At 37.4% G+C, this 22,830-nt stretch carries 21 protein-coding genes; 5 read left to right on the plus strand and 16 right to left on the minus strand.

Annotated elements, in window-relative coordinates; translation table 11 throughout:
* Window position 1: 1 nt before the first annotated feature.
* The 5 genes from yfmF to ACG72T_RS05395 form a co-directional block, all read right to left on the minus strand.
* Entirely contained in the window at window positions 2-1,276 is a 1,275-nt protein-coding gene (yfmF, locus tag ACG72T_RS05375) for an EF-P 5-aminopentanol modification-associated protein YfmF (protein WP_395265120.1), read from the minus strand.
* On the minus strand, window positions 1,273-3,675 hold the full coding sequence (locus tag ACG72T_RS05380) for a DNA translocase FtsK (RefSeq protein WP_395265121.1): 2,403 nt from the start codon (window positions 3,673-3,675) through the stop codon (window positions 1,273-1,275). The genes yfmF and ACG72T_RS05380 overlap by 4 nt, the downstream gene beginning before the upstream one ends.
* Before the next feature lie 84 nt (window positions 3,676-3,759).
* Window positions 3,760-4,209: a DUF1149 family protein gene (locus tag ACG72T_RS05385; RefSeq protein ID WP_395265122.1), complete on the minus strand. Its 450-nt coding sequence runs from the start codon at window positions 4,207-4,209 to the stop codon at window positions 3,760-3,762.
* A gap of 14 nt (window positions 4,210-4,223) precedes the next feature.
* Window positions 4,224-4,733, minus strand: coding sequence for a tRNA (uridine(34)/cytosine(34)/5-carboxymethylaminomethyluridine(34)-2'-O)-methyltransferase TrmL (trmL, locus tag ACG72T_RS05390; protein ID WP_395265123.1), 510 nt, complete (start codon window positions 4,731-4,733; stop codon window positions 4,224-4,226).
* A 185-nt stretch (window positions 4,734-4,918) separates the two neighbouring features.
* The gene (locus tag ACG72T_RS05395) at window positions 4,919-6,127 is read right to left on the minus strand and encodes an AI-2E family transporter (RefSeq protein ID WP_395265124.1); all 1,209 of its coding nucleotides are present in this window, start codon (window positions 6,125-6,127) and stop codon (window positions 4,919-4,921) included.
* 76 nt (window positions 6,128-6,203) lie between these two features.
* Between ACG72T_RS05395 and ACG72T_RS05400 the strand changes: the two genes are divergently transcribed.
* The 3 genes from ACG72T_RS05400 (at window position 6,204) to ACG72T_RS05410 (ending at window position 8,828) form a co-directional block, all read left to right on the plus strand.
* The gene (locus tag ACG72T_RS05400) at window positions 6,204-7,220 is read left to right on the plus strand and encodes a lactonase family protein (protein ID WP_395265125.1); all 1,017 of its coding nucleotides are present in this window, start codon (window positions 6,204-6,206) and stop codon (window positions 7,218-7,220) included.
* A gap of 40 nt (window positions 7,221-7,260) precedes the next feature.
* Complete coding sequence (locus ACG72T_RS05405) at window positions 7,261-8,100, plus strand: undecaprenyl-diphosphate phosphatase (RefSeq protein WP_395265126.1); 840 nt, start codon at window positions 7,261-7,263, stop codon at window positions 8,098-8,100.
* Between the two features lie 83 nt (window positions 8,101-8,183).
* Window positions 8,184-8,828: a copper homeostasis protein CutC gene (locus ACG72T_RS05410; RefSeq protein ID WP_395265243.1), complete on the plus strand. Its 645-nt coding sequence runs from the start codon at window positions 8,184-8,186 to the stop codon at window positions 8,826-8,828.
* Window positions 8,829-8,899: 71 nt separating this feature from the next.
* Here the strand turns inward: ACG72T_RS05410 and mgtE are convergent, their stop codons facing one another.
* Genes mgtE through ACG72T_RS05430 form a run of 4 tightly spaced genes read right to left on the minus strand, consistent with a single transcriptional unit; the run spans window position 8,900 to window position 12,638 of the window.
* A complete protein-coding gene (gene mgtE / locus ACG72T_RS05415) occupies window positions 8,900-10,273 on the minus strand; it encodes a magnesium transporter (RefSeq protein WP_395265127.1) in 1,374 nt (457 codons plus the stop codon).
* Window positions 10,266-11,186: an RluA family pseudouridine synthase gene (locus ACG72T_RS05420; RefSeq protein ID WP_395265128.1), complete on the minus strand. Its 921-nt coding sequence runs from the start codon at window positions 11,184-11,186 to the stop codon at window positions 10,266-10,268. The genes mgtE and ACG72T_RS05420 overlap by 8 nt, the downstream gene beginning before the upstream one ends.
* Window positions 11,179-11,985 (minus strand): NAD kinase, encoded by an 807-nt coding sequence (locus ACG72T_RS05425; RefSeq protein WP_395265129.1) that lies wholly within the window; start codon window positions 11,983-11,985, stop codon window positions 11,179-11,181. Before ACG72T_RS05425 ends, ACG72T_RS05420 begins: the two co-directional genes overlap by 8 nt.
* The gene (locus ACG72T_RS05430; RefSeq protein WP_395265130.1) at window positions 11,985-12,638 is read right to left on the minus strand and encodes a GTP pyrophosphokinase family protein; all 654 of its coding nucleotides are present in this window, start codon (window positions 12,636-12,638) and stop codon (window positions 11,985-11,987) included. The genes ACG72T_RS05425 and ACG72T_RS05430 overlap by 1 nt, the downstream gene beginning before the upstream one ends.
* Before the next feature lie 150 nt (window positions 12,639-12,788).
* Between ACG72T_RS05430 and ACG72T_RS05435 the strand changes: the two genes are divergently transcribed.
* On the plus strand, window positions 12,789-13,436 hold the full coding sequence (locus ACG72T_RS05435; RefSeq protein ID WP_395265131.1) for a DsbA family protein: 648 nt from the start codon (window positions 12,789-12,791) through the stop codon (window positions 13,434-13,436).
* A gap of 62 nt (window positions 13,437-13,498) precedes the next feature.
* On the opposite strand, the gene ACG72T_RS05440 is transcribed toward ACG72T_RS05435, so the two are convergent.
* The 5 genes from ACG72T_RS05440 to ACG72T_RS05460 form a co-directional block, all read right to left on the minus strand.
* The gene (locus tag ACG72T_RS05440) at window positions 13,499-14,344 is read right to left on the minus strand and encodes a competence protein CoiA (protein WP_395265132.1); all 846 of its coding nucleotides are present in this window, start codon (window positions 14,342-14,344) and stop codon (window positions 13,499-13,501) included.
* A gap of 107 nt (window positions 14,345-14,451) precedes the next feature.
* Window positions 14,452-15,129, minus strand: coding sequence for an adaptor protein MecA (locus tag ACG72T_RS05445; RefSeq protein WP_395265244.1), 678 nt, complete (start codon window positions 15,127-15,129; stop codon window positions 14,452-14,454).
* Window positions 15,130-15,258: 129 nt separating this feature from the next.
* Window positions 15,259-17,901 carry a BspA family leucine-rich repeat surface protein gene (locus tag ACG72T_RS05450; RefSeq protein ID WP_395265133.1) on the minus strand — a complete coding sequence of 881 codons (2,643 nt, stop codon included), beginning with the start codon at window positions 17,899-17,901 and terminating at the stop codon, window positions 15,259-15,261.
* Between the two features lie 248 nt (window positions 17,902-18,149).
* The gene (gene spxA / locus ACG72T_RS05455; protein ID WP_010020587.1) at window positions 18,150-18,548 is read right to left on the minus strand and encodes a transcriptional regulator SpxA; all 399 of its coding nucleotides are present in this window, start codon (window positions 18,546-18,548) and stop codon (window positions 18,150-18,152) included.
* Window positions 18,549-18,805: 257 nt separating this feature from the next.
* Window positions 18,806-19,531, minus strand: a complete 726-nt coding sequence (locus ACG72T_RS05460) for an MBL fold metallo-hydrolase (RefSeq protein WP_395265134.1) — start codon at window positions 19,529-19,531, stop codon at window positions 18,806-18,808.
* Window positions 19,532-19,553: 22 nt separating this feature from the next.
* Between ACG72T_RS05460 and ACG72T_RS05465 the strand changes: the two genes are divergently transcribed.
* Entirely contained in the window at window positions 19,554-20,027 is a 474-nt protein-coding gene (locus ACG72T_RS05465) for a hypothetical protein (protein ID WP_395265135.1), read from the plus strand.
* Here ACG72T_RS05465 and ACG72T_RS05470 read toward each other — a convergent pair.
* Both ACG72T_RS05470 and ACG72T_RS05475 read right to left on the minus strand, forming a co-directional pair.
* Window positions 20,017-22,017, minus strand: a complete 2,001-nt coding sequence (locus ACG72T_RS05470; RefSeq protein ID WP_395265136.1) for an ABC transporter permease — start codon at window positions 22,015-22,017, stop codon at window positions 20,017-20,019. The genes ACG72T_RS05465 and ACG72T_RS05470 overlap by 11 nt on opposite strands.
* Entirely contained in the window at window positions 21,998-22,768 is a 771-nt protein-coding gene (locus ACG72T_RS05475; protein ID WP_395265137.1) for an ABC transporter ATP-binding protein, read from the minus strand. The genes ACG72T_RS05470 and ACG72T_RS05475 overlap by 20 nt, the downstream gene beginning before the upstream one ends.
* Window positions 22,769-22,830 lie beyond the last annotated feature (62 nt).

Genomic DNA, 22,830 nt, shown 5'->3' on the forward strand with positions numbered 1-22,830 from the left:
GCTAATCTCCAATCAATTGGTACTGAGCAATTGCATATAAGTGGTCGGCTACACTAGCAATGTGTTGTCGATCTAAAGCTTGCAATTCGGCTTCAAACTGTGCATCAGTCAATAATGTTTTTGGATAAATCGTTTCCCAGATGCTCCGCATAATGTAATGCTGGATCGTATCGCTCGAAATCTTACGTTGTGTCAGCATAACTTTTTGAGCATGTTCAACTTGCGAATCACTAAAACGACCTTGTTTAATAAAGTTGATCTGTTGCGTAATTAAATCTAAAACTTTATCGACCGAATCTGCATCTAGACCGGCTTGAATCATAACTAAATGACTCAAAGGTTGATAAGTGCTGGAAACTGAATAAGCTAAACTATTCTTTTCACGGACTTGTAAGAACAATTGTGACTGATCATCGCCGCCCAAAATCAGGTTCATAATTTGTGGTGCTAAGCGATTGAAGTCTTTAGAGACTCCTTTTGTGGCATATGCTAGAGCAATTCGACTCTGATTCAAATGCTTGTGATCGATTTGACTAGCTGGATTGGCAATTAAGTTATCAAATTTTTCAAATTCAATTTTTAAATCTTGGCGACCAGACTGCAATTTTTCATTAAAAATACTGTCGCTTAGTTCAGCCAAAAACTCTGCTTCATCGACATTGCCCACTACATTGATCAAAACGGCATCGTTTTTGATTACGTCTTGATAAGCAGCATATAAATCTTCGTTAGTCAGTTGTTGCAATTGTTCGATATTACCAAAAATTGGTGCTTGACGGTCGGGATTATCACGATAGATCAACTTAGCTAATCCTAACGAACTAACTAAATCTTGATTATCTTGAATCGACAAGAGATTTGACATCAAATTTCTTTTTTCAGTTTCAAAGGCCGTTTCATCGAACTTGCCATCGGCCAAATTAGGCTTAAAAATAATTTCACTCAGTAAATCCAAGTTATCCTTCAGTTGGTCTTTACCGTCAATCAAGAAATTAGGATCGGCAAATTCCACACTGAATGCCAAGTCATTGAAGTTTAATAAATTTCTTGTAAAAACATTGATTTCAGAACCATACAATTCCATTTCACGGTCATTTATCGCCCGAAAACTAGAATAATCCTTCGTCGAGTTAGACATCACGTTGGCCAACAGTCGACGGGCAGTTGTCTGCTCTTTTTTTAACGGTCTCAAAAAATCAATTTGAATCTTGATCGTGCGAAATTTTTTAATCGGATTGATGTTCAAAAAGATATTCTTTGCTAATGTTTTTCTCAATTTTTCACCTGATTTTTTCTAATAGTTTCAAGTTGTTCGGGTGTAATCAATACTTTCCTTGGCTTACTACCCTCTGAGGCACCAACGATACCTCGATTTTCCATTTCATCAACCATTCGGGCTGCCCGATTATAACCGATAGCAAAACGGCGTTGTAACATCGATACACTGGCTGACTGTTGTTGAACGATCAAATCCACTGCATCTTCCCAATATTCATCATCGGGCTTATCACTTTCAGATCCACCTTCATCGACATCTGTCGGAATCATATCTTCATCGTAGTCGGCAGATTGTTGAGAACTAACAAATTTTACAACATTTTCCACTTCTTGCTCCGAAATATAGGCTCCTTGCAGACGTACTGGCTTACTCTTACCAATCGGTTGAAAAAGCATGTCACCTCGACCGAGCAATTTTTCTGCCCCAACTGCATCTAAGATGGTTCTGGAGTCGACCCCACTAGAAACCGCAAAAGCAATTCTTGAAGGAATATTAGCCTTGATCAATCCAGTAATAACGTCAACTGATGGACGTTGTGTTGCAATAATAATATGCAAGCCCGCAGCACGTGCCATCTGGGCTAAGCGGACAATAGCTGCTTCAACTTCATGACCTGCTACCATCATCAAATCAGACAACTCATCGACTATAACGACGATATATGGCAAACGTTCCATCTTATCTTCATCACTGGCCGTCTGATTAAACTTATCGACATCAGCGTTATATTCACCGATATTACGATGACTTGTTTCAGCAAAGAGTTTGTAGCGCCGTTCCATTTCTTTGACAGCCTTTTGCAGAGCACCAGCTGCTCGACGTGCATCTGTCACAACGGGAATCAACAGTTGTGGTATTCCGTTATAAACATTCAATTCAACCATCTTAGGATCAATTAAGATTAATTTGACCTCTTCTGGTCTAGCCTTCATTAAAATACCAGTAATAATCGTATTGATAGCAACGGATTTACCACTACCAGTGGAACCAGCAATCAATAAATGGGGCATCTTAGTGATATTGGCTTCAATAATGTTACCTGAGACATCCTTGCCTAGCGGAACAATCAAGGGATGAGTCTTATCTTTTTGATGTTCAGTAATATCTCTAAAAGAGACTGTTGAAGCAGTCTTATTTGGCACTTCGATACCAACGAACGGTTTACCAGGAATTGGCGCTTCAATTCGGATATCCTTAGCTGCTAAAGCCAAAGCCAAATCATCAGCTAGATTAACAATCTTGCTTACTTTGACTCCGACAGCAGGTTGGACCTCATACTTGGTAATCGTTGGACCTAAGCTAGCTTTTTTAACTTCCACATCGACCCCAAAACTCTTAAAGGTTTGCCGAAGCTTGTCTTTATTCTCCTCAATCAAGTGCACTTCTGAAGTCTGATCAGTTTGCGAGACTTTTTTCAATAGATCAATCGAAGGTAATTCGTAATCATCATTATTAACATTACTGTCACTCTTCTTGGTACTGACTGGATCAGGCAAATGCTTATCCTTCGTACCATCTATCCCATAAGGCTTCGATAGAACATCTGCCGTAGCATTATTTTTTGTCTCAGTTTCTGCAACTGGTTGTTTTGCTTCAGTAGGTGTAGAGATTCCTTCAATTTTGAAGTCTTCCTCTGGCGTTTCAGGTTTTTGCTTAAAACTACTCAAGCCGTCAGCAATCTTGTTACCATCACGAGTAACTTCAGTTTCCTGGTAACTATCATGACTTTTAGAGACAGTCGGAGAACTCTTTTGGTCAACATAATTATTGTAATGACCTGAAATTGCCTCTTTAATCTTGAGAGACCAGTGTTTGAGTTTGACTAAAATATTCGTTGTCGCAATGGAAACTTGTTTCATCGTGACATTTAGTAACATCAAAATACCAATAAAAATCAATAAAGCAGTTACAAAGTAAGTTCCCAAACTGGAAAACATTGGCATGAAGAAACTGTATAGATAAGAACCGATCATCCCACCGCCAACTGAATTGCTGACGGAAACTTGAGTCATATCGGCAGCTAAAGTGTTCCAAGTCACTAAATTATAATTATGGTATAGCGACATACTGGAGAAGAAAATCGCGTGTAATATGATCAATGATCCCAAATAAATAAAGATAAAGCCAAAGTTTCGTTTCGGCGTCATAACGGGTATCCGTCCAGTCGCAATCACGAATGCAGCTACAAAGATACTGATGACCAATAAGACCGGATAACTATCGCCAACAAAAATTCGATAAAAGTTATCAAAAGTTTTGCCTACGATGCCAAACTTAAATAACCCTAAAATGGACAGAATTATCCACACTAGACTTACTAACGAACGAATCAAACGTGAATTGTTTACTGCCTTTTTTCTCTTTCTAGGCGTTGTGCTTGCCTTTTTTCTTGCCATAAGTACCTCACATGAATTAAAAAGTAATCATCTAAAATTATACCTTTTTTAAACCTCAAAAAAAACAGCCCAACTGGACTGTTTTTACTTATCTTCAGCTTCCTTTTTTCTTAATCTCTTGATTTCATCATTTGGTGTTAATTGTTCATGGTTGTTGAAGTTTAATGAAACTGCACTGTTCAACGCTACACCTGTTACTTGATAAGTCAAAGTTTCGATATACTCGATTGAAGGTCTGGATAACTGTCTAACTTGTTTCTCATCTAGATCTTGAATTTCATCATGGAAGCCAATTGGTTGAACAACTTGACCAATCACTCCCGAAACTCTGAAGGGAGCATTTTCCACATGAATGTCAAAAGGTATGACTACTTGAAAAATTTTCCCCTCATCTTCGTCTATCGGATCCCCGTTCGAATTCTTTAAGTCAGGATGCTCGATATTGATATGTAAATCAGTCTTAGTATCAGCAGCTGGCGATTCAGCATCGTAATGGAAAGACTGAACTGTAACAGCACCTTTATTGATTTTCATAATACTTGATCCTCCTAGTCTAATTTATCGTGATCATAATGATGACTCAATTCTAATCCCGCAAAATGTTGTTGGCGTACAGCTTCATAAATAACTAAAGCAGCACTGTTGGAAAGATTCAAAGCACGAATATTATCGCTCATTGGAATTCGTAAGCATTTTTCTGGATTACGACGCATAAAATCTTCTGGTAAACCAGTAGTCTCTTTACCAAACAAGAAATAGTGGTCAACTGAAGTATCCGTGAAATCCTGGTCACTGTAAACCTTATTTGAAAATTTTGTAATTAAATATAAATATTTTTCATCAGGAATTGATTTCAAAAACTCATCGAGGTTGTCATGATAAGTTATATCAACCTTATCCCAATAATCCAAACCGGCCCGTTTCATATGGGCGTCATCCGTATTAAAGCCTAATGGTCGAATTAGATGCAATTTAGTATTAGTACCTGCACAAGTTCTAGCAATGTTACCAGTATTAGCAGGCATTAGCGGTTCATAAAGTGCAATATGATTAGTCATAGAAAATCTCCTTAAATTTAACAAAAAAAGCGCATTTCCTCGGTGAAAACCACGGCAAGGACATGCGCTAGTATAGCCTCTCGTTTACTTGCTTTTGTCAAAATTACTCCTGAGAAAAACAAATAACCACAAAACTCAATAGCTAGTATAAACGATATGCCCGGTCTATACAATATAATTTTGAATTATTTTTGAACTTTCTGCGAATCTTCCGTGTTTTGAGATTCATCGTGAGGATTGCTCTCCAGTAATTCTTCTTCGGAATACCAACTGGAATTGCGTTTGAACCAAGTGAAGATTCTCGTAAAAATGATTTTCAAAATGGCAAAGATTGGAATACCAGCAACCATTCCAATCAAGCCGTACATGCCTGCTGAAACCAATAGAACCAAGATAGTCGTTACCGGATGCATCTGCATCTTATTACCAACAATGATTGGCGAAATAGCACGTGTCTCAATCGTCTGTTCGACCGCAAAGACGATCAAAACTTTTAGCACCATTGAAGGTGAGACAAAGGCAGCAATGACGAGTGAAGGAATTAAGGCCAAAGTTGAACCGATATAAGGAATCAAATTCAAAACTCCAGCTACGATACCAAGAACCAATGCATAACGCTGTCCAATAATCAGATAACCAACAAAGAACATTACAGCGACCCAAAAGGCTACTGTAAGTTGACCAGTAATATAGTTGCTCAAAGATTGGCTGATTTCAGATAACATATCGCCAACTGAGTTCTTGATCCGATCAGGCATAAATTTGATGACTGACTCCTTGAACTTCTTATCATCTTTTAGCATGAAAAAGAGGATAAAAGGTGCTGTCAAAAGAATAACCAATACATTCGTCAAAACGCCTACAACAGAACTAATATTATTCATTGTTTGAGGTAGGATCTTATCCATCGACTTATCAAAACTACTTGTAATTGACTTATTCGTTGCGGCTAAACGATCTCTTACCACATGTAATTTGGGGTCAGAGAACATATTCTGCAAACTCTTATTCAAAGAATCCCAATATTGTGGCCAATTCTTGACTAAGGAGTCGAACTGATTTTGAACAAAAGGAATCAGCGTCATAACGCCCCAAATCAAGAGCGCTAAGATGATTAGAAAAACAAATGTTATCGAAATTATCCGATTGATATGAAATTTACTTTCCAAAACATTGATCAACGGATTGATCAAATAATAAAGGACCAAGGCCAAGATGACTGGTGGCATTGTAATTCCCAGAATTTGATTCACCGGTGAGAAGACAAAACTTATCTTTGAAAAAACAAAGATAATTAAAAAGATCAGAAAAATATTAATCAGAATTACTGTCAGTTGGTTATTTAAGAACCATTGGTAAAACCAACTTCTCTTTCTATCTGACGATTCTTTCATAAACTGCTCCCCAAAAATTTTTTAGTAAGATTATACTATATATTATAATACTATACATTATTTGGAGGAATTGATAATGATTGAAAAAGTTCTCTTTAGCGGTTACACCAAAAATACCGGTAAAGGTGTCTATGAAGCTGAATTTAATTCAGATAATGGCCAAATTTCGGACCCAAAAACTTTGGTCGAAATAAATGGACCAACTTACATTGACGTTACTAATGATTTAAAATTAATCGCTCTTGCTAAAAAGGACGATCGTGGCGGCCTTGTCGTTTACGATATTTCTGGTGAAAAGCCAACCTTGTTGGACGAAGATTTCTCTGAATCGACTTCACCTTCATACGTTAAATTCGACCCTAGTCGTAATTTGATTTTCAGTGCCTACTTCCATTTGAGCAAGGTTAAGATCGATCATTTAACGGCTGATGGCAAAATTGAACATTATTCTGAAGTTAAATTTACTGGCCACGGCCCTCGTATTGAGCAAGATCAATCAAAACCACACTACAGTGCTTTGACGCCTGACGGCAAATTGATCATCTGTGATTACGGTGCCGATCGGATTTATATCTATGATATTGATGATCCTAAACAACCTAAATTAATGAACAACTATATTGCCCCAGCTGGCTATGCTCCAAGACATTTAGTCTTTCATCCTACAAAACCATACGTTTACGTGGCTTGTGAACTAGCTTCAAAAATTCTAGTAATGGAATATGATTCTGAAACTGCTAGACTAACTTTGGTCGATGAAGCTGAAGCTGCTAAAGACGAGCAAAAAAATACTACTGCCGCAATCAGAATCAGTAAAGATGGAAAATTCCTCTACGCTTCAACTCGTGGTGCTAATACGATTGCTGCCTTTAGCGTGGATAGTAACGGCGACCGTCTCAAGAAGATTGGAACAGTTTCAACTGGTAAAGGCCCACGCGATTTCGACCTTGATCCATCAGAAAAATATGTCATTTCTGCTAATCAAGACTCTAACGATATTACTATTTTCAAACGCAATCCTAATAAAGGAATCTTAACAAAATTGGAAAATAATATTGCTATTCCCGAGGGTACTTGTGTACACTTTATCTAGTTTCAAATTTTATCGTAATCGGGAGAATAATTAATTAATCATGTTCATTGAAATCATTAAAACCATCATTTTAGGTATCATCGAAGGTTTTACTGAATTTCTACCAATCAGTTCTACAGGACATTTGTACTTGGCTGATGAATTCGTCAAATTAAACGAATCTACAGCCTTCATCAATATGTTTATGGTAGTTATTCAATTCGGTGCCATCTTGGCAGTTATCCTTATTTACTTCCACAAATTGAATCCTTTCTCACCAAAGAAGACCCACATTGAGAAAAATCAGACTTGGACTATGTGGCTTAAAGTTATCTTTGCCATTTTGCCATCTGCAATCATCGGTTTACCGCTAAATGATTGGATGGAACAGAATTTAACCAGCTGGCAAGTTATCTCAGCTACCTTGCTGATCTATGGTGTCTTATTCATCGTGGTAGAAAACTGGCTGAAAGATAAACAGCCAAAAGTTGACTCAGTCGATGATCTTTCATATAGGACAGCTCTTGAAATTGGACTTTTCCAAGTATTATCATTAGTGCCTGGTACTTCACGTTCCGGAGCTACGATTCTTGGGGGTATGACTATCGGTACTTCAAGATATGTAGCCACTGAATTTTCATTCTTCTTAGCCATTCCGACAATGTTTGGCGCTAGTCTTTTGAAGATTGTTAAATATTTTGCCCACGGAAATACTTTTACCGGTGATCAAACTATTATTCTTTTAGTCGGTACACTTGTTTCATTTATTGTTGCTTATGCATCTATCAAGTTCTTACTTGACTACATTAAACGCAATGACTTCAAGGCCTTTGGTTGGTATCGAATTATCTTAGCTATCATCGTTATCGCCTACTTTGGAACTAAAGCTTTGAATGGTTAACTTATTAAGGACGTCTGAGGACGTTCTTTTTTTGTAAAATTTGTTACACTATAAGCACAATGAATAGTGAGGGGTTGAAGACTATCTTTAAAGAAGTAGCAGTAGAAAACTTTACCAAGATTCCCACCGCAGTCTTAAATGGTGCTAATCGAATTGAACTAAATGACAACTTAGCAGTTGGTGGTACGACACCTAGTTTAGGCGTCTTAACTGAGGCCACCAAATATCTTCAAGAAAAATCCATCCCGTTAGTCGAGATGATTCGCCCACGAGGCGGTAATTTCGTCTACAACGACTTAGAAATCAAGATGATGGAAACAGACCTATTTGAGGCCCAAAAGTTAGGTGTAGACGGCGTTGCCTTCGGAGCTTTAACAAACAATGGCGATTTAGATGAGGAAGCGATGGAGCAATTGATTGCAGCTTCTAGTGGTATGCAGATCGTCTTTCACATGGCTTTTGATGCCTTAGCTGAAGATAGCAAAAAAGAAGCCATTGACTGGTTGATCGATCACGATGTTGACCGCATCTTGACTCATGGTGGTCCACTAACTACGCCTATCGACCAAACGGTTAATAACATCAAAAAGTACATAGACTATGCCGATGGTCGGATAACGATTCTGCCTGGTGGTGGCGTCAACTACCAAAATGTTGATCAGCTGGCTGAACAACTCGGTGTCAAAGAATTACATGGAACTAAAATTATTGATGGCGTTAACAATTAATTAACAACTAAAAAAGTCCTCAACGGCCCAAAGATAACTTGAATCTTCGGCCGTTGAGGACTTTTTGAATCTTAAACTTTAATAAAATATTGCATAAACATACCGGCGATACTGAAATAAATCAAAACTGAAGTTAAGTCACTCAGAGTTGAAATAAATGGTCCACTGGCCACCGCTGGATCAAAGCCAAAGCTCGACATCAACATCGGTATCAAACTACCAGCCAGATTAGCCACCGTTATAGCGGCACACATTGCTAATCCTATCACCATACCTAAGACGAAATTATGCTTCCAAATTCCGACTAAGAAAAAGACTGCGGTTCCGGTAACTAGCCCTGTAACAAAGCCTGTAACTAATTCCTTACCGATCAACTTCAAAAACTCATGCCGATCGATCTCTTCAACTGCCAGTCGCCTAACTGCCACAGCCAAACTTTGAGTTCCGGCATTACCGGCTGTACCTGTGATTGTAGAAATAAAGACCGCTAAGATACTAGCTTCAGCCAGCAATCCTTCAAAGTGGTTTATCAAGGTCGCCGTAATCATACTCAACAACAACAGAGTAATCAGCCAAGGCAACCGTTTCGAAGCCGCTTTAAAGGGACCATCGGTATTGGCTTCGTCCATACTAACACCAGCCAAACCAGAATAATCTTGTTGAGCTTCGTCATCAATAACTTCAATAACATCATCGACTGTAACGATACCGACTAGCTTATTAGAATGATCGACGACCGGAACGGCTAAGAACTCATAATCTCTAAAAACTTGAGCAACCTCAGCTTGTTCAGCATCAACGTTAACTGTAATAATATCGCTATTCATCTTTTCGCTTAACTTGTCATTATCATCTAACAAAATTAAATCACGTAACGACATAACGCCAACTAGATCATCGTGGTGATCTAAAATGTATAAGTAATAAATCGTTTCAGCCGTTTTAGCGTACTCTTTTAGCGCGCGAATCGCTTGAGCCGCCGTCTCTTCTTCGTGAAACTTAACGTAGTCAGTGGTCATGATACCACCGGCTGTTTCAGTATCATAATGCAATAATCCACGCAGATTATTAGCATCATTTCTTGGCATTTGGTCTAAAAAGCGATCAACGTCAACTTTTTCCAAGTGCTCCAAAACATCGGCAGCATTATCATCATACATATCGTTCAACATTTTTGAAGCGTACCCTAGATCCATTTCTTTCAATAGTTCTGGAATCAAGGGATTGTCGTCCTCAATCGTATCAAACATATCTCCCATTTCGTCGGGTTCTAGAATCGAATAAAGGGTCAATCGTTCAGGCTTATCCAACGTCAGGTAAAAAGTGCTCTGGTCATAAAAATGCATATCCAAATATGTTTTTCGGAAACGTTTTTTATCCCCATTATCAAGATAACCTTTTAGTTGAGTAAATTTATCTTGAAGTCTCTTTTCGTTCTCATCCATTCTTATCACCCCTTAGCACACTTTCTAACATTACCATATCTTGAGGTAAAGGTGCGTGCAAATTTAAGAGTTTTTTCGTTACCGGGTGGACGATTTTTAGGCAGTAGCAATGTAGTGCCTGTCGATCCATACGTAAATCTTTTTTGCCACTGTACATGTCATCGCCGATAATGGGATGACCAATAGCACTGAGATGCACTCGGATCTGGTGCGTCCTACCTGTTAATAACTTTAATTCTAACAAACTGGCGTCAGGAAAGTTTTCCACCGTTTGATAGAGCGTTCGTGAAGTCTTGCCTAATTGGTGATCGATATTACGTTTATAAAATGCCTCTGGGTCAATGCCGATCGGTAAATCGATCAACCCTTTTTCAGGTTCAACTTTTCCATAAACCAAGGCTAAATAAAACTTCTGAAAATCTTCTGTATGCAAAATCTGATCTAAGAGTGAGTGTGCATAAGAAGTTTTGGCAAATACCATCAATCCAGAAGTATTCCGATCCAGGCGCGTCACTAAATGAATCGTCGTATTCTCATGCTTAGACAATAAATACCCCTTGACCAAGTTGGCCATCGTCTTACTGGACTTAGCTTTAGCCGGTAAACTGGCTAATTCAGGCGGTTTATTGACTACCAACAGATAGCTATCCTCATAAACAACGTCAACTGCCCCCTTCATTGGTTCAATTAAATCTGATGGTTCCTCGACATTTAAAATGACCAACATTTCATCGCCATTCTTTAATTGAAAATTAAAATGACGTTGCTTATGATTGACAAAAATTTGTCCACCTTTATTCTTCAAATTATGTAATTGACTCGACGAGAATCTGTGTTGCACGAGAAACTTCCGCACAATTTTTTTATCATCCGGACCAATCACAAATTTTAAAAAGCGATTATTGTTATTCATCTTGTCCTAAAAAGGCCGTTTCTACACGGGTCCAAAAGTGTCTGTGACGATATTGGGCAAATTGGGCACGTTGGTAATTAAGTTTAATAGTGATCTTTTTGACATTTTTCAACTTAGTCGTAATTCCATCACAACTGACCACATAATCGTCAGCAGTCTGTGGATAAAGGTCAACTTGTTGATTATGAGGGATGATAATCGGTGAAGAAATTGTACGATAAACACGGTTATTGATCGAAGCTATCTCGATCATCTGAAAGACGCTGATCTTAGGATGAATCAAGGCCCCTCCAACTGATTTAGAATAAGCCGTTGAACCGGTTGGCGTTGAAAAGCACAGTCCATCTCCACGAAAGCTTTCGAAAAATTCCTTATCTAAATCGACGCGCGTCTTCATTGTTAAAGAAGAAAGACGGCGAACGACCGCTTCATTGATTGCAATCCCATGGAACAAAGAGCCTTCTTTATTTTCCACCAATACATCCAACAGTGGATAACTTGTGGAAGGAATATTATCTTGACGTTCAATGATCCGTTCCGCCAGTTGGTCGATCTCGGTATCAGTCCAATCGGAATAAAAACCCAAATGTCCGGTATGCAAAGCCAAGAATTTGACCTGATCCAAATGGGCTGCATAAGCGTGGAAAGTACTAAGTAACGTACCATCCCCACCGACACTGATAACTAACTGAGGATCACGGCGATCCAAGATCAACCCAGCGTCAAGTAACTTACTGCGCAATTTATTGGCAGCAATTACTGATTTTTCTTTACTATTATTATTAATCCATACTCTCATTATTTTTTATGCTCCGTTGGGTTATTTAAATCACGTTTTCGGTCTGTGAAATATTGTTGGGCATCTTGAATTTCTTCACGGATCTTTGACATTTCCTCATCCAACATGAATGATGCTTCAGCTGCCCGTTTGAGCCGTTCATTGATCTCTTCGGGAAAGTCGCCTTGATACTTGTAGTTCAAGGAATGTTCAATCGTTGACCAAAAATTCATGGCTAATGTTCTGATTTGAATCTCTGCCAAGATATTCTTTTGACCACTGGCTGTTTGAATCGGATATTCGATCACCACATGATAAGAGCGATAGCCACTTGGCTTACTATTAGCAATATAATCACGTTCCTCGATTACTCGCATATCTTCTCTGATGTGAAGCAACTTGGCTACGTCGTAAATATCTTCCACAAACTGACACTGAATTCTGATTCCGGCGATATCTTGCATATCTTGCTCTAAGAGATCTTCAGTGATAAAGCGGCGACGCATCTTTTCTTTAATACTATCAACAGTCTTGACCCGGCCTGTCACAAACTCGATCGGCGAATGTTCATTTTTTTCCAAAAATTCCTTACGCAAGTTTCTAAATTTTATCTTTAATTCATCGACAGCTTGCGAATAAGGTATCAAAAATTCATTCCATTTAATCTCTGACATAATGACCTCACTTTTACTTACTTTAAATATATCGTATATTTGCTCCAGATTCATCCCATTCCAATTATTAAGTTGCTGAGTTTATAATTTTACCTTTTCAAAATTTGTTGGTAGAATGACTATGCAATAGAGAGATGGAGGGAAAACATAATGTGGGAAATATTCTTATATATTAATCCCTTATGTTCGTATTGTTTAACGGTGGAACAAGCTATTATCGATTTCACTCGGAAGCACGACATTGATACGCAATATCATTTCGTAACGAACTATAATATGGCAACAATTAATGATTACATACAACAAAAGGGCTTTAAAATCAGCGACATCGAGGAACGTACTACGGCCTCACAAAATGTCTTAGAAGCAGCCAAATTATATAAGGCCGCTTCATGCCAAGGAAACAAAAAGGCACGTAATTTTTTAATGAATCTTCAAGAACAAGTGAATGTTTTGAACAATCCCTTTGATGATACCACTATCAAGCGGGCAATTAACAACAGCGGGCTCGACTATAAGTCAATTATGGCTGATAAAGAAAGCCAATGCGTTAGTCAAGGTTTGAAACGTGATCAGCAATTATCCTTAGAAATGAACATTCAAAAGGCTCCGACCGCCGTTATTTTCGATCTCGACCATGAGGAAAAACCTGGTGTAATGATCAATGACTTCGGTGATTCATGCGCCACAAAGAGTGTCATTGAAAATATCAATTCGATGCTGGAACAAGAACTCCCTCATACAGAGAGTTATCTCGACTCTAACACCGTGATCAGTCTAGATAAATTTAGACACTAGTTATCAAACAATATAACTCAAATACCTTCTGATTCGAATCAAATCAGAGGGTATTTATTTTGTCACAATAATGGTTGATTCAAGCGCTTAGGTATAACTCCACAGGCCTTTTGCCAGGCGGGCGTCTTATAGATCGGTGCTTGAGCTGGAAACATGCGATCCTTTAAGTAATCTTCAACCGTCTGTTGTCGTCTTTGAAAGAAAGCTAATTTAAATCTCTGCGACGGTAAATCAACCTTTTGACGCAATTTTTGGATCAAATAATCATTCATCAATTGCGGCTGCAGCCAATATTCTTGAGGCGCATAATCGAATAGATTAGGCAGGTTTTTAGCTGAAAAAATCTCGCGTTGAAAGAACAACTTATTGAACGGTCCGATAAATCTTATATGGTGAAATAGTTGAAAGCGATTTTTTGAGGCATCGTACATCATTAAAAAGTAGCCCATCCCTGGTGTATAATCGAGAAACTTCAAGTGTTCATGCTGCAAATTGGTTTGTAAATAAGCTCCTCCTAACACCCAGATACTTTTGATGCCGACCTGTTGATAACCTTGAACCCGTTTTTTAAAGGTCTCCAGTTTGATTCGGGCACACTGATATTCGACGGCTAATTTGGTTCCAACTAAAATATCTGGTCGTTGCTGAATCTTGGGCAGATAAACTTCCGTTTTGACATCCAGAGTTTGAAACTTACGACACTTCTCAACCAGAAATTGCTTACCTTGTTGATGAAGCCGACTTTCATTGACAGTATTGTGGGACTGATTGACATGCCGAAAATAACGTCGCTTGTCAGTCAGAATTAATTTCACTTGTTGATCACAATGACAACAATAATACTGCTTATTTTCTAATGCTTCTTGAGCATAAATAAGTTTACCTTTTTTATCTAAAGCTGCGTACATTTTTATCACCTCTGATAAAAACTACGAAAAAAAAGATGCCCTCTGATTCTATAACTGAATCAAAGAACATCTCATCTTAATTCTTAAAGCGATGACTTATCGCTTTTTTATTTTCCAAAATAGTATCTAGTCAATTCCAAAGCAGTCTTAGTCATGATTTCTTTACCATACTCCGATAGAACCGCAGCTGTGACTTTAGTCTTGAAGCTGTATTCGCTCAAGAGGGCCAAAACATCGCTGTAAGTCATTTCATGCATTTCATCAGTAAAGAGAATCAATTGCAAGTAATACTTGTCATTATATTCAAAAAGATTTGAGATACCACTCTCTAAGTGCAGTAGGTCAGCCAACTGGACATAATCTTCAAAATCTTTGAATTCGACAATAATCGTCTTGGTAGGTGTATCGGGATCATTCAAGTATGGTGCAGTATCACTGTCATACTCTTCCGTGCCGAGTTTATCGTTAGCCTGATCATTATCTTCATCATTACTTTGAACTGAATCTTGTAGTCCACCCAATGGCAATGAACCTGTACTTTCAGAATCATCACTCTTGCTAATTAACAATTCCAAACCTGCTTTGTTTGGCATTATTTGGAAAGTAACAGGTTCATTATTTGTAAAAACATGATCCTTATCAACTTCATCCAAAATACTGTAGAAGAACGATTCAATTTGTTTTTTATTGCCAAGCAAATCTAAAACTGTAACCCCACGCTCTTGTAAATCCTCTGTACTAAGAATGACTCTGATTGTATTCTCATTAAGTCGATCCATTTCCATCATAGTCACCTCAATTCTGTATCTACATTTTAACAGTCTCAAAAACTATTTCAACTATCATATGTCGATATTACGAGTCATTGGAATAATATACTAAATGTCGGAATACTAGTCAAAAATAACGACTTTCTAGATACTATTCTTCATCGTCCATTTAAGGGTCGTGGAGTAATGACCACTCTTGGCAAATTTGTCATTATTCATATTCAATAAAAGCCCATGTGCATCATCCCAAGATAATGTACTCGTGCCATCAGTAATATCTCCCGTATAGATTTCGGTATCGGCAGAAGTTAAGATCTGTTCTTTGTTATCATTCCCTTTGAAAATCAAAACATTATTCAAGATTTTTGAACTATCTAACGAATCGGTCAATGGTTGATCCATTGAAACTGATATGGTAGATGGTACCGGCGTATTTGGATAATTTTTATTGACGATCGTGACGTCAAAATTATCTTTGTGCTTAACTAATCCTGAAACATTAGTCGTTGTCCCAAAGTCCACGTCAGGAACCGATAAACTCATATTAATTTTATATTGTTGTTGCCAAACATAAGTTGTCACGGGATTACCGGTGGTTGAAAATTTAGCCATTATTTCAGCGGCTGAAATCAAGTCGCCAACCGGAGCATGATCAGTTCCACCATTATTGGCATCGACTTCTTGCCACTTATCGCTGATAGCCTTAAAAGTTTGATCAGATGAATCATCAGACACATTCGTACCAGCAACCGGATCTAGTAATCCAGCCCCCACAGGATTGGTGCTCCCTTTTAAATTAGTCAGCACAGATTTAGGACCTAAAGTAACTTTCCAAAGCTTTTTATCTCCACTGAACATGGATTGAACATTTGTTGCATTAGTCGTATCAAAATTAGATATATCAAGTGTCTCCAAATTATTCATCGAATTGAACATATTGTAAAATGTTGTTACTTGTGCGGTATCCCATTTATTGATATCCAATGTTTTAAGTGACGATGCACCCCAAAACATTCCATCCATATTAGTTGCTTTAGAGACATTCCAATCTTTCAAAGGCAAACTAGTGAATCCTGAAGAATAATAAAAAGTTCGATAAAAGTTCGTCACATTCGAAACATCCCAATTCTCAACAGGTATACTCTTGGCATTAGCCATACTAGAAAAGGTATTATTCATAGTCGTAACTTTGGAGACATCCCAATTTTTGATGAAGTCATAATTAGTCCCCTTAGCTAATTGAAAAGTTGACTCAAGACTTCGAACGTTTGAAGTGTCCCAATCAGCAATGTTCGAAGCACTCGGATCGTCAAAAGCTGAACCACTGAACGTACTCGCCATATTGGTAACTTTGCTTGTATCAAGTGAACCGATAAATTTCTTTAATTTAGTAGTACTAGAAAACGCATTTGACATATTAGTAACATTTGAAGTATCAGCTTTTGAAAAGTCTATAGCTGTAAATCCAGTACCAGCAAACATCCAGCTGATTGAAGATACTTTATTAGTTATTAAAGTTTGATAACCTTTTAAATTATCTTCATTTAGTAATTTGGACATATAAAACATACCAACAACTTCGCTTAAGCTTTCGGTATTCCATTTGGACAAGTCTAAGGACTTTAAGTTTGCACAAGATTGAAAGGTTCTTGCCATATTCGTAACATTAGAAACGTCCCAATTCTCAATAACGGATAAATCACTATCCTTTACATCTGAAAACATATAGCTCATATTAGTTACATTACTGACATCCCAATCGGCAATATTTTTTACTTGATCAATATTGCTATCGGAGGCAAACATATATTGCATATTGGTGACCTTACTGACATCCCAATTACTTAAATCAAGACTCAAAAATTTACATTGTCGAAATAAATCGGACATATTATTAACATTTGAGACATCCCAATCCTTAAGATCATCGGAATTAGTTTTTGTAAAATCATTTTCATTAAATGCTCCACTTAAACTGGTAACTTTGCTAGTATCAAATTTATTTAACCCGGTTATTTTCCCAGTCATATACGCAAACATCTTATCCATTAACTCTAAATTTGAAGTATTAAAATTGGAAACATCCAGGTTCTCTAATGCCACACACTTACAAAACATGCTAGAAGCTGTCATCAGATTTTCAGTATTAAAATTGGAGACATCAATATCAGTTAACGCTTCATCATTTTCAAATAGACTTTCCATTGTTTGGCAATTAGATGTATCCCATTTATCTAGGCCAATAATTTGTGTCAATTGTTGATCATTTTTAAAAAAGCCTGATAAAACCTTTGCCCTAGAGACATCCATATTAGTTACATCGATTGTTTTGACATTAGTTAAACCCGAAAAGACCGCATTTTCAGTCTTCTCAGCATAATATTCAGTGTATGGTACCACGCCAGGTTCAACATAGACACTAGTGATGGAACTAGCAAAGGTACTCCAATTTCCTTGACCATAGGCTAAAACTCCAGCATGGATCGTCAATTTACCACTGCTATCAATCTCCCATTCAGCACTCCCATCAATACCACTGTGAGTGATTGAGGTATTTGAAACCGCCAAAGGCATAATAGTATTAACATTAGCGGTTAAATTACGATTCATAATATTAATTGTATTTTGGTTCAGCATCCCCTGTGCATCATCAACAACTTCAGCATTAATCGTAGATGCATGTATAGATGAGCCTATGCCGATTCCAAAGATTAAACTTAAAAAGACGATACGCCGCCTGTTGTTACTACTCGGGCCGCTTTTATTTTGAGTTCTCTTTACAACCATAGATAAGTCCTCCCAATTAATTCTCATAGAGCAGTATATTACATGAGGGATATTAATTTATTCCTAATTAGAATAAAAAAATTTTTTTGAAATTGGTTTTTTTGTCAAATTTTTTGCTTAATCCTCAAACTGTTAAAATTTGGTAATTAAGCGACAAAAAGCACTTACCGTCCTAAAACGATAAGTGCCTTTACCAATTCCTAATAAAAAAAGATCACTCCCCAAAAAAGAAAGTGATCTGGTTAATTTTATAGTCCAGCCATAAGTTGAGCCTTTTGAAGTTCCATAGTTCTAACACTTCTAGGCAAGAATCTTCTGATTTCATCTTCATTGAAACCGACTTGAAGTCGTTTGTCATCCATGATAATTGGACGTTTCAAGAGACCTGGGTTTGTTTGAACTAAATCTAACAGTTGATCAATCGTTAAATCGTCCAAATTAACCTTAAGATTTTGGAAAGCCTTGGAACGAGTAGAAATAATTTCTTCCGTTCCGTTTTCAGTCATTTGTAATACTTGTTTGATTTCTTGCTTATTTAAAGGTTCTGAGTAAATGTTTCTTTCTTTGTAAGGAATGTCATGTTGTTCAAGCCAAGCCTTGGCCTTACGACATGAAGTACAACTTGGAGATGTATAAATGGTAACCATAAATAATCTCTCCTTTCCTGTGTAGTTTCAAACTCTTTAAACACATAAATATTGTAACTTACTCCAATAATAAAATCTATAGTTTTTCATAAAAAATTACGAATATTTGTTCGAAAACTATCATTTTGTGAAAACATGTACCCATCAAATCACTGTTTATGTGAATTGTTCACAAATTATATAAACTTTATTTAATTTATTACATTAGTTATAATTAATAGTACTTTCATTGAAAGCAGATTGCTGAATTAGCTTGCTTACAAGTCAATTTCCAATCCTTGGAAGGATTTTACAACTGGAATATCACCGGCATACTTTTGTGATTGTTCTAACATTTTCTCCAAATCAACCGTCTGTGGCAAATGACTGATCAAGAGCCGTTTAACGCCAGCTTCTTTAGCTAGAGTACCAGCCTCTTTAGTGTTCAAGTGAGCCTTACGACCAGTCACGTTCTCTGGAAAATTAGTATCAGCAATCAATAAATCAGCATCCTTGGCAAAATCTACTAAGCCATCGAAATAAGTTGTATCAGCTGTATAGACACAAACCTTACCTTCTTGATCAGTGATGCGCATAGCATAGGCCGGAACTGGATGAACAGTTCTGAGAAACTCAAATTTCAAGTTGCCGATCTCAGTTGGTTCATAGTCATTATAGGCTATTCCTTGAGTGGCATTTTCAACTGTCAATTGTGCATAGTTGACAAAATCTTGAGTATGACCATAAATAGGTAGTAGATTTTCTTTTTTAGCAGCAAGCCATTCGTACTGCAAAACTCCGACATCTGCTGTATGATCATGGTGATAGTGGGATAAGACGACGGCGTCAAGATCAGTCGGTTTCATGTACTTGGACAAGGCATTCAAAACGCCACTGCCGCAATCGATCAGAATCTTTTGCTTGCCATCTTGTAATAAATAACCTGACGTTCCGATACCGTCGTGGGGATATCCACCGTAAAATCCTAAAACTGTAACTAACATAGAAAACCTCCAAAAAATTTAATTGAAAGGATTTCAACAAATTATGAACATAACATTAAAGCTAGGCACATATAATTTTTTAAAGAGTCAACTAACTTCAGCTGACACCTTATTAAAACCCTTATTTCATGCCAATGCGGACCATCTTTTGATAAAAAAATTATCAACATCTGCACAATATCATAGTATCAATGGTTTTTACGACCCAAATAAGCAGCTATACTCCTTAACGTATTTAAAATTGAATGCCGATCAGGCTAAGCTGTTTGAAGATAAGCTGTTTGGGACCCAGCAATACTCTTTTAATTCTAACGCAACTATTACCTTTCAAAACAGGGAAAGTCTTCGAGAATATTTGATAATTAAGACTTTTACTGAAACTAGCCAAATCAAAGCGTGGAATCATTTGTTAGAACAAGAGATCCAGACTCAAATTCAAGGCAGTAATGAGGAAGACTTTGGCTTTTTCTCGAAAGCTTATTCGGTCATAGATTAAACTTCTGCTTTACGCCACGCCAGGAAACTTGGTAACTGATTATTCCGAATAATCCGTAGAGAATAATATAACCTCCGTAGATCAAAATAATATTCATTGAAATATGGCGACCAAAGTCAAACATCGCAATGGCCGAAAAGGATTGCATCAAAGCAAAAATAATCGGGATCAAGAAAGTCAGGGTATTTTCACGCCTAATGATATGCTTGATCTCTTTTTCTTCGACACCAATTTTTTGTAAGGTCCGGAGTTGTCGAGACTGATAATCGTCACGTAAGAGAATCCGTAATGTCAGAACACTACCTAAAGCAACCAACAAGGAAACACTGAACAATGCGACGATAAAAAGATAGAAACCGCCACCTTGTTTAAATCGTTTCTTGATATTGCCTTGTCGCAAAAATCCAGCTTGCGTATAAGTAGATGGTCCATATTTAGAGGGTTCTTTTTTCATGACTTGAATCGTTGATTCTGCCAGTGATGATTTAAAATTGACCTTCATATAGTAAGCGTCACGATAATTATTCAGCTTCTGTAATTGACTTCGTTTCAGACGGTCGCCCTTTTTGAAATCCCAGCCGTAAAAAGTATCATGCACTTCGCTAGGCATCTTCTGATAATACGAATTAGGTACGATCATCATTGGTCCAAAGTGCATTGAACTTCCATATGGGAAGGAGTTACCTTGCTTAGCTACGGGAATGATCGGTGAATCCTTGACTTCAATATCATGTTCATCAGAATCGTCATTATACATAATTGAAGAATTATAATCGATTTTCAAAAACTGATGGCGATTGATCTTGGGATTATACTTTCGCATACGTTTAGGTAAACTCTGATAAGAGGAATATGACATAAAAGTCATTGGTTGCTTGACAAAGTCCCCACTTGCTTTACTGTAGTACGAAACCAAATTGATCTTAACGTCGGTCTTATACTCTCCTTTGATCTTAGACTTATTTTTCTGCAACTCTTCACGAATTACCTTAACAGTATCCTTATTTGCTGCCAGTTCAAATGGATAGGCACTGTTGTAATTTTGATGGACTGCTTGATAACCAAAATAACAAAACATCAACAGTGCTAAAGCTAAGGCTGATAATTCAGTTACGAACCACAGAATCGAAATGTTTTGAAAAAGCCGTTCTTTCAAATACTTGAACGAAAAGATATTGATGCCGGAATAAAAAATCGAATGAATTTTTTCCAAAGTATTCAAAATCGACGGTAAAAAGCCGAAATAGACTAGGTAAGTTCCAAAAACGTCAGCCCCCATAATATACATAATTTCAAGAAATGGTCGGGACGAATAACTGATTGTTCTCATATCCTTAAAGAGATAGATAGTTGTCACTTGGGCCGTCAATAACAAAATTACGCCTAAAATTCCCGCTGGTATTCGTAACCACCACCGAGTTTTGACAATCGTTCTTCGTTGTTTCTTCTGCAAAATCCGGATGGTTTTGATGGCGTTGATTAAACTCAAAATCAGAGTTGAAACCAAAAACATTTCAGCTAAAACCCAGGCTTTATCCCACCCGATATACATTTTAAAATTATAAGGAATTTTCATTAAATAAAGGAGCATCATACCCATGAACTTTTGAAAAATCAGCAACCAGGCGATCCCAATCACCCAAGCAATGACTTGTACAAGTGTGGTTTGCAAGAAACTGATCATAACGATCATCCAACGTTGCATCCCTAACTTTTCAAAAGTCACAAATTCATTCCGTTGCTGTTTAACAAAAAATCCGCCCACGTAAATCATATAAGCAAAGGCACAGATGGCAAAAATATAACTCATCATGGTCGATATTTCATAAATGAACCTATCCCACCACTCCATCGCTAAATGAACTGAAGGATTGTCGCCGATTGATAATAAGATACCGAAAATTCCAATCGCCAAACTACAAGATAAAATGTAGATCAAATAACTATCTTTCATATTGGAAAGGCTACGTTTAATAATTTTGTGATACATTGAAATAATCGCCTCCGCCAATTGTTCGTTGCATATTGATGATCTGCTCAAAAAACTTATCACGATTTCCCGGATTGACGATTTCTGAGAAAAATGCCCCATCTTTGATAAAGACCACTCGACTACAATAACTGGCTGTAAAAGCATCATGCGTCGCCATCAAAATAGTCGTACTTTCTTTTTCATTAACCATCTGCATATAATTCAACAGAATTGTGGCTGACTTGGAATCAAGCGAACCTGTTGGTTCATCGGCAAACAAGATCTCCGGTCGATTGATCAAAGCTCTAGCAGCCGCAACGATCTGCCGTTGTCCGAGAGATAGCTCATCAATTGCCCGGTCAGTTAATTTCTCAATATCGAGCAACTGCGTCATATAATTGAACCGCTGTTCGATCAGATGTTTGTTTGAACGACTTAATGCCAATGGCAAAATGATATTTTCTTTAACATTCAAAGAGTCGAGTAATTCGAAACTTTGATAAATAAATCCCATTTTATTGCGACGATATTTTGCTTGATCACGATCATGCAATTGTGTTAAATCTAATCCATCAACAATTATCTGACCGTGGTCAGGCCGTTCATTAGTCGAGATCATATTTAGAAGCGTGGTTTTTCCGGCTCCAGAAGGTCCCATTATTCCCAAAAATTCACCTTGCTTAACTTCAAGGCTGATATCTTTGATAGCATGGACGGCTGTCTTTTTCTTACCAAAGTCCTTTGAAATATTCTTTACAACAATTTGCACCGTTTCTTCTCCAAATTCAATTAATTATTGTTATCATATTGTATAGTGTCTCTATTCTAGCA

Origin of the sequence: Companilactobacillus sp. FL22-1, assembly GCF_043951805.1 — a bacterium.
In the GTDB taxonomy this organism is placed as follows: Bacteria; Bacillota; Bacilli; order Lactobacillales; family Lactobacillaceae; genus Companilactobacillus.

Coding starts and splice junctions, on each gene's coding strand:
- spxA (WP_010020587.1), bottom strand. CDS start 18,548: ATGGTTACCATTTATACATCTCCAAGTTGTACTTCATGTCGTAAGGCC.
- ACG72T_RS05385 (WP_395265122.1), bottom strand. CDS start 4,209: ATGAAAATCAATAAAGGTGCTGTTACAGTTCAGTCTTTCCATTACGAT.
- ACG72T_RS05450 (WP_395265133.1), bottom strand. CDS start 17,901: ATGGTTGTAAAGAGAACTCAAAATAAAAGCGGCCCGAGTAGTAACAAC.
- ACG72T_RS05435 (WP_395265131.1), top strand. CDS start 12,789: ATGTGGGAAATATTCTTATATATTAATCCCTTATGTTCGTATTGTTTA.
- ACG72T_RS05420 (WP_395265128.1), bottom strand. CDS start 11,186: ATGAATAACAATAATCGCTTTTTAAAATTTGTGATTGGTCCGGATGAT.
- ACG72T_RS05460 (WP_395265134.1), bottom strand. CDS start 19,531: ATGTTAGTTACAGTTTTAGGATTTTACGGTGGATATCCCCACGACGGT.
- mgtE (WP_395265127.1), bottom strand. CDS start 10,273: ATGGATGAGAACGAAAAGAGACTTCAAGATAAATTTACTCAACTAAAA.
- ACG72T_RS05380 (WP_395265121.1), bottom strand. CDS start 3,675: ATGGCAAGAAAAAAGGCAAGCACAACGCCTAGAAAGAGAAAAAAGGCA.
- ACG72T_RS05400 (WP_395265125.1), top strand. CDS start 6,204: ATGATTGAAAAAGTTCTCTTTAGCGGTTACACCAAAAATACCGGTAAA.
- ACG72T_RS05425 (WP_395265129.1), bottom strand. CDS start 11,985: ATGAGAGTATGGATTAATAATAATAGTAAAGAAAAATCAGTAATTGCT.
- ACG72T_RS05445 (WP_395265244.1), bottom strand. CDS start 15,129: ATGGAAATGGATCGACTTAATGAGAATACAATCAGAGTCATTCTTAGT.
- ACG72T_RS05470 (WP_395265136.1), bottom strand. CDS start 22,017: ATGTATCACAAAATTATTAAACGTAGCCTTTCCAATATGAAAGATAGT.
- ACG72T_RS05395 (WP_395265124.1), bottom strand. CDS start 6,127: ATGAAAGAATCGTCAGATAGAAAGAGAAGTTGGTTTTACCAATGGTTC.
- ACG72T_RS05440 (WP_395265132.1), bottom strand. CDS start 14,344: ATGTACGCAGCTTTAGATAAAAAAGGTAAACTTATTTATGCTCAAGAA.
- trmL (WP_395265123.1), bottom strand. CDS start 4,733: ATGACTAATCATATTGCACTTTATGAACCGCTAATGCCTGCTAATACT.
- ACG72T_RS05430 (WP_395265130.1), bottom strand. CDS start 12,638: ATGTCAGAGATTAAATGGAATGAATTTTTGATACCTTATTCGCAAGCT.
- ACG72T_RS05405 (WP_395265126.1), top strand. CDS start 7,261: ATGTTCATTGAAATCATTAAAACCATCATTTTAGGTATCATCGAAGGT.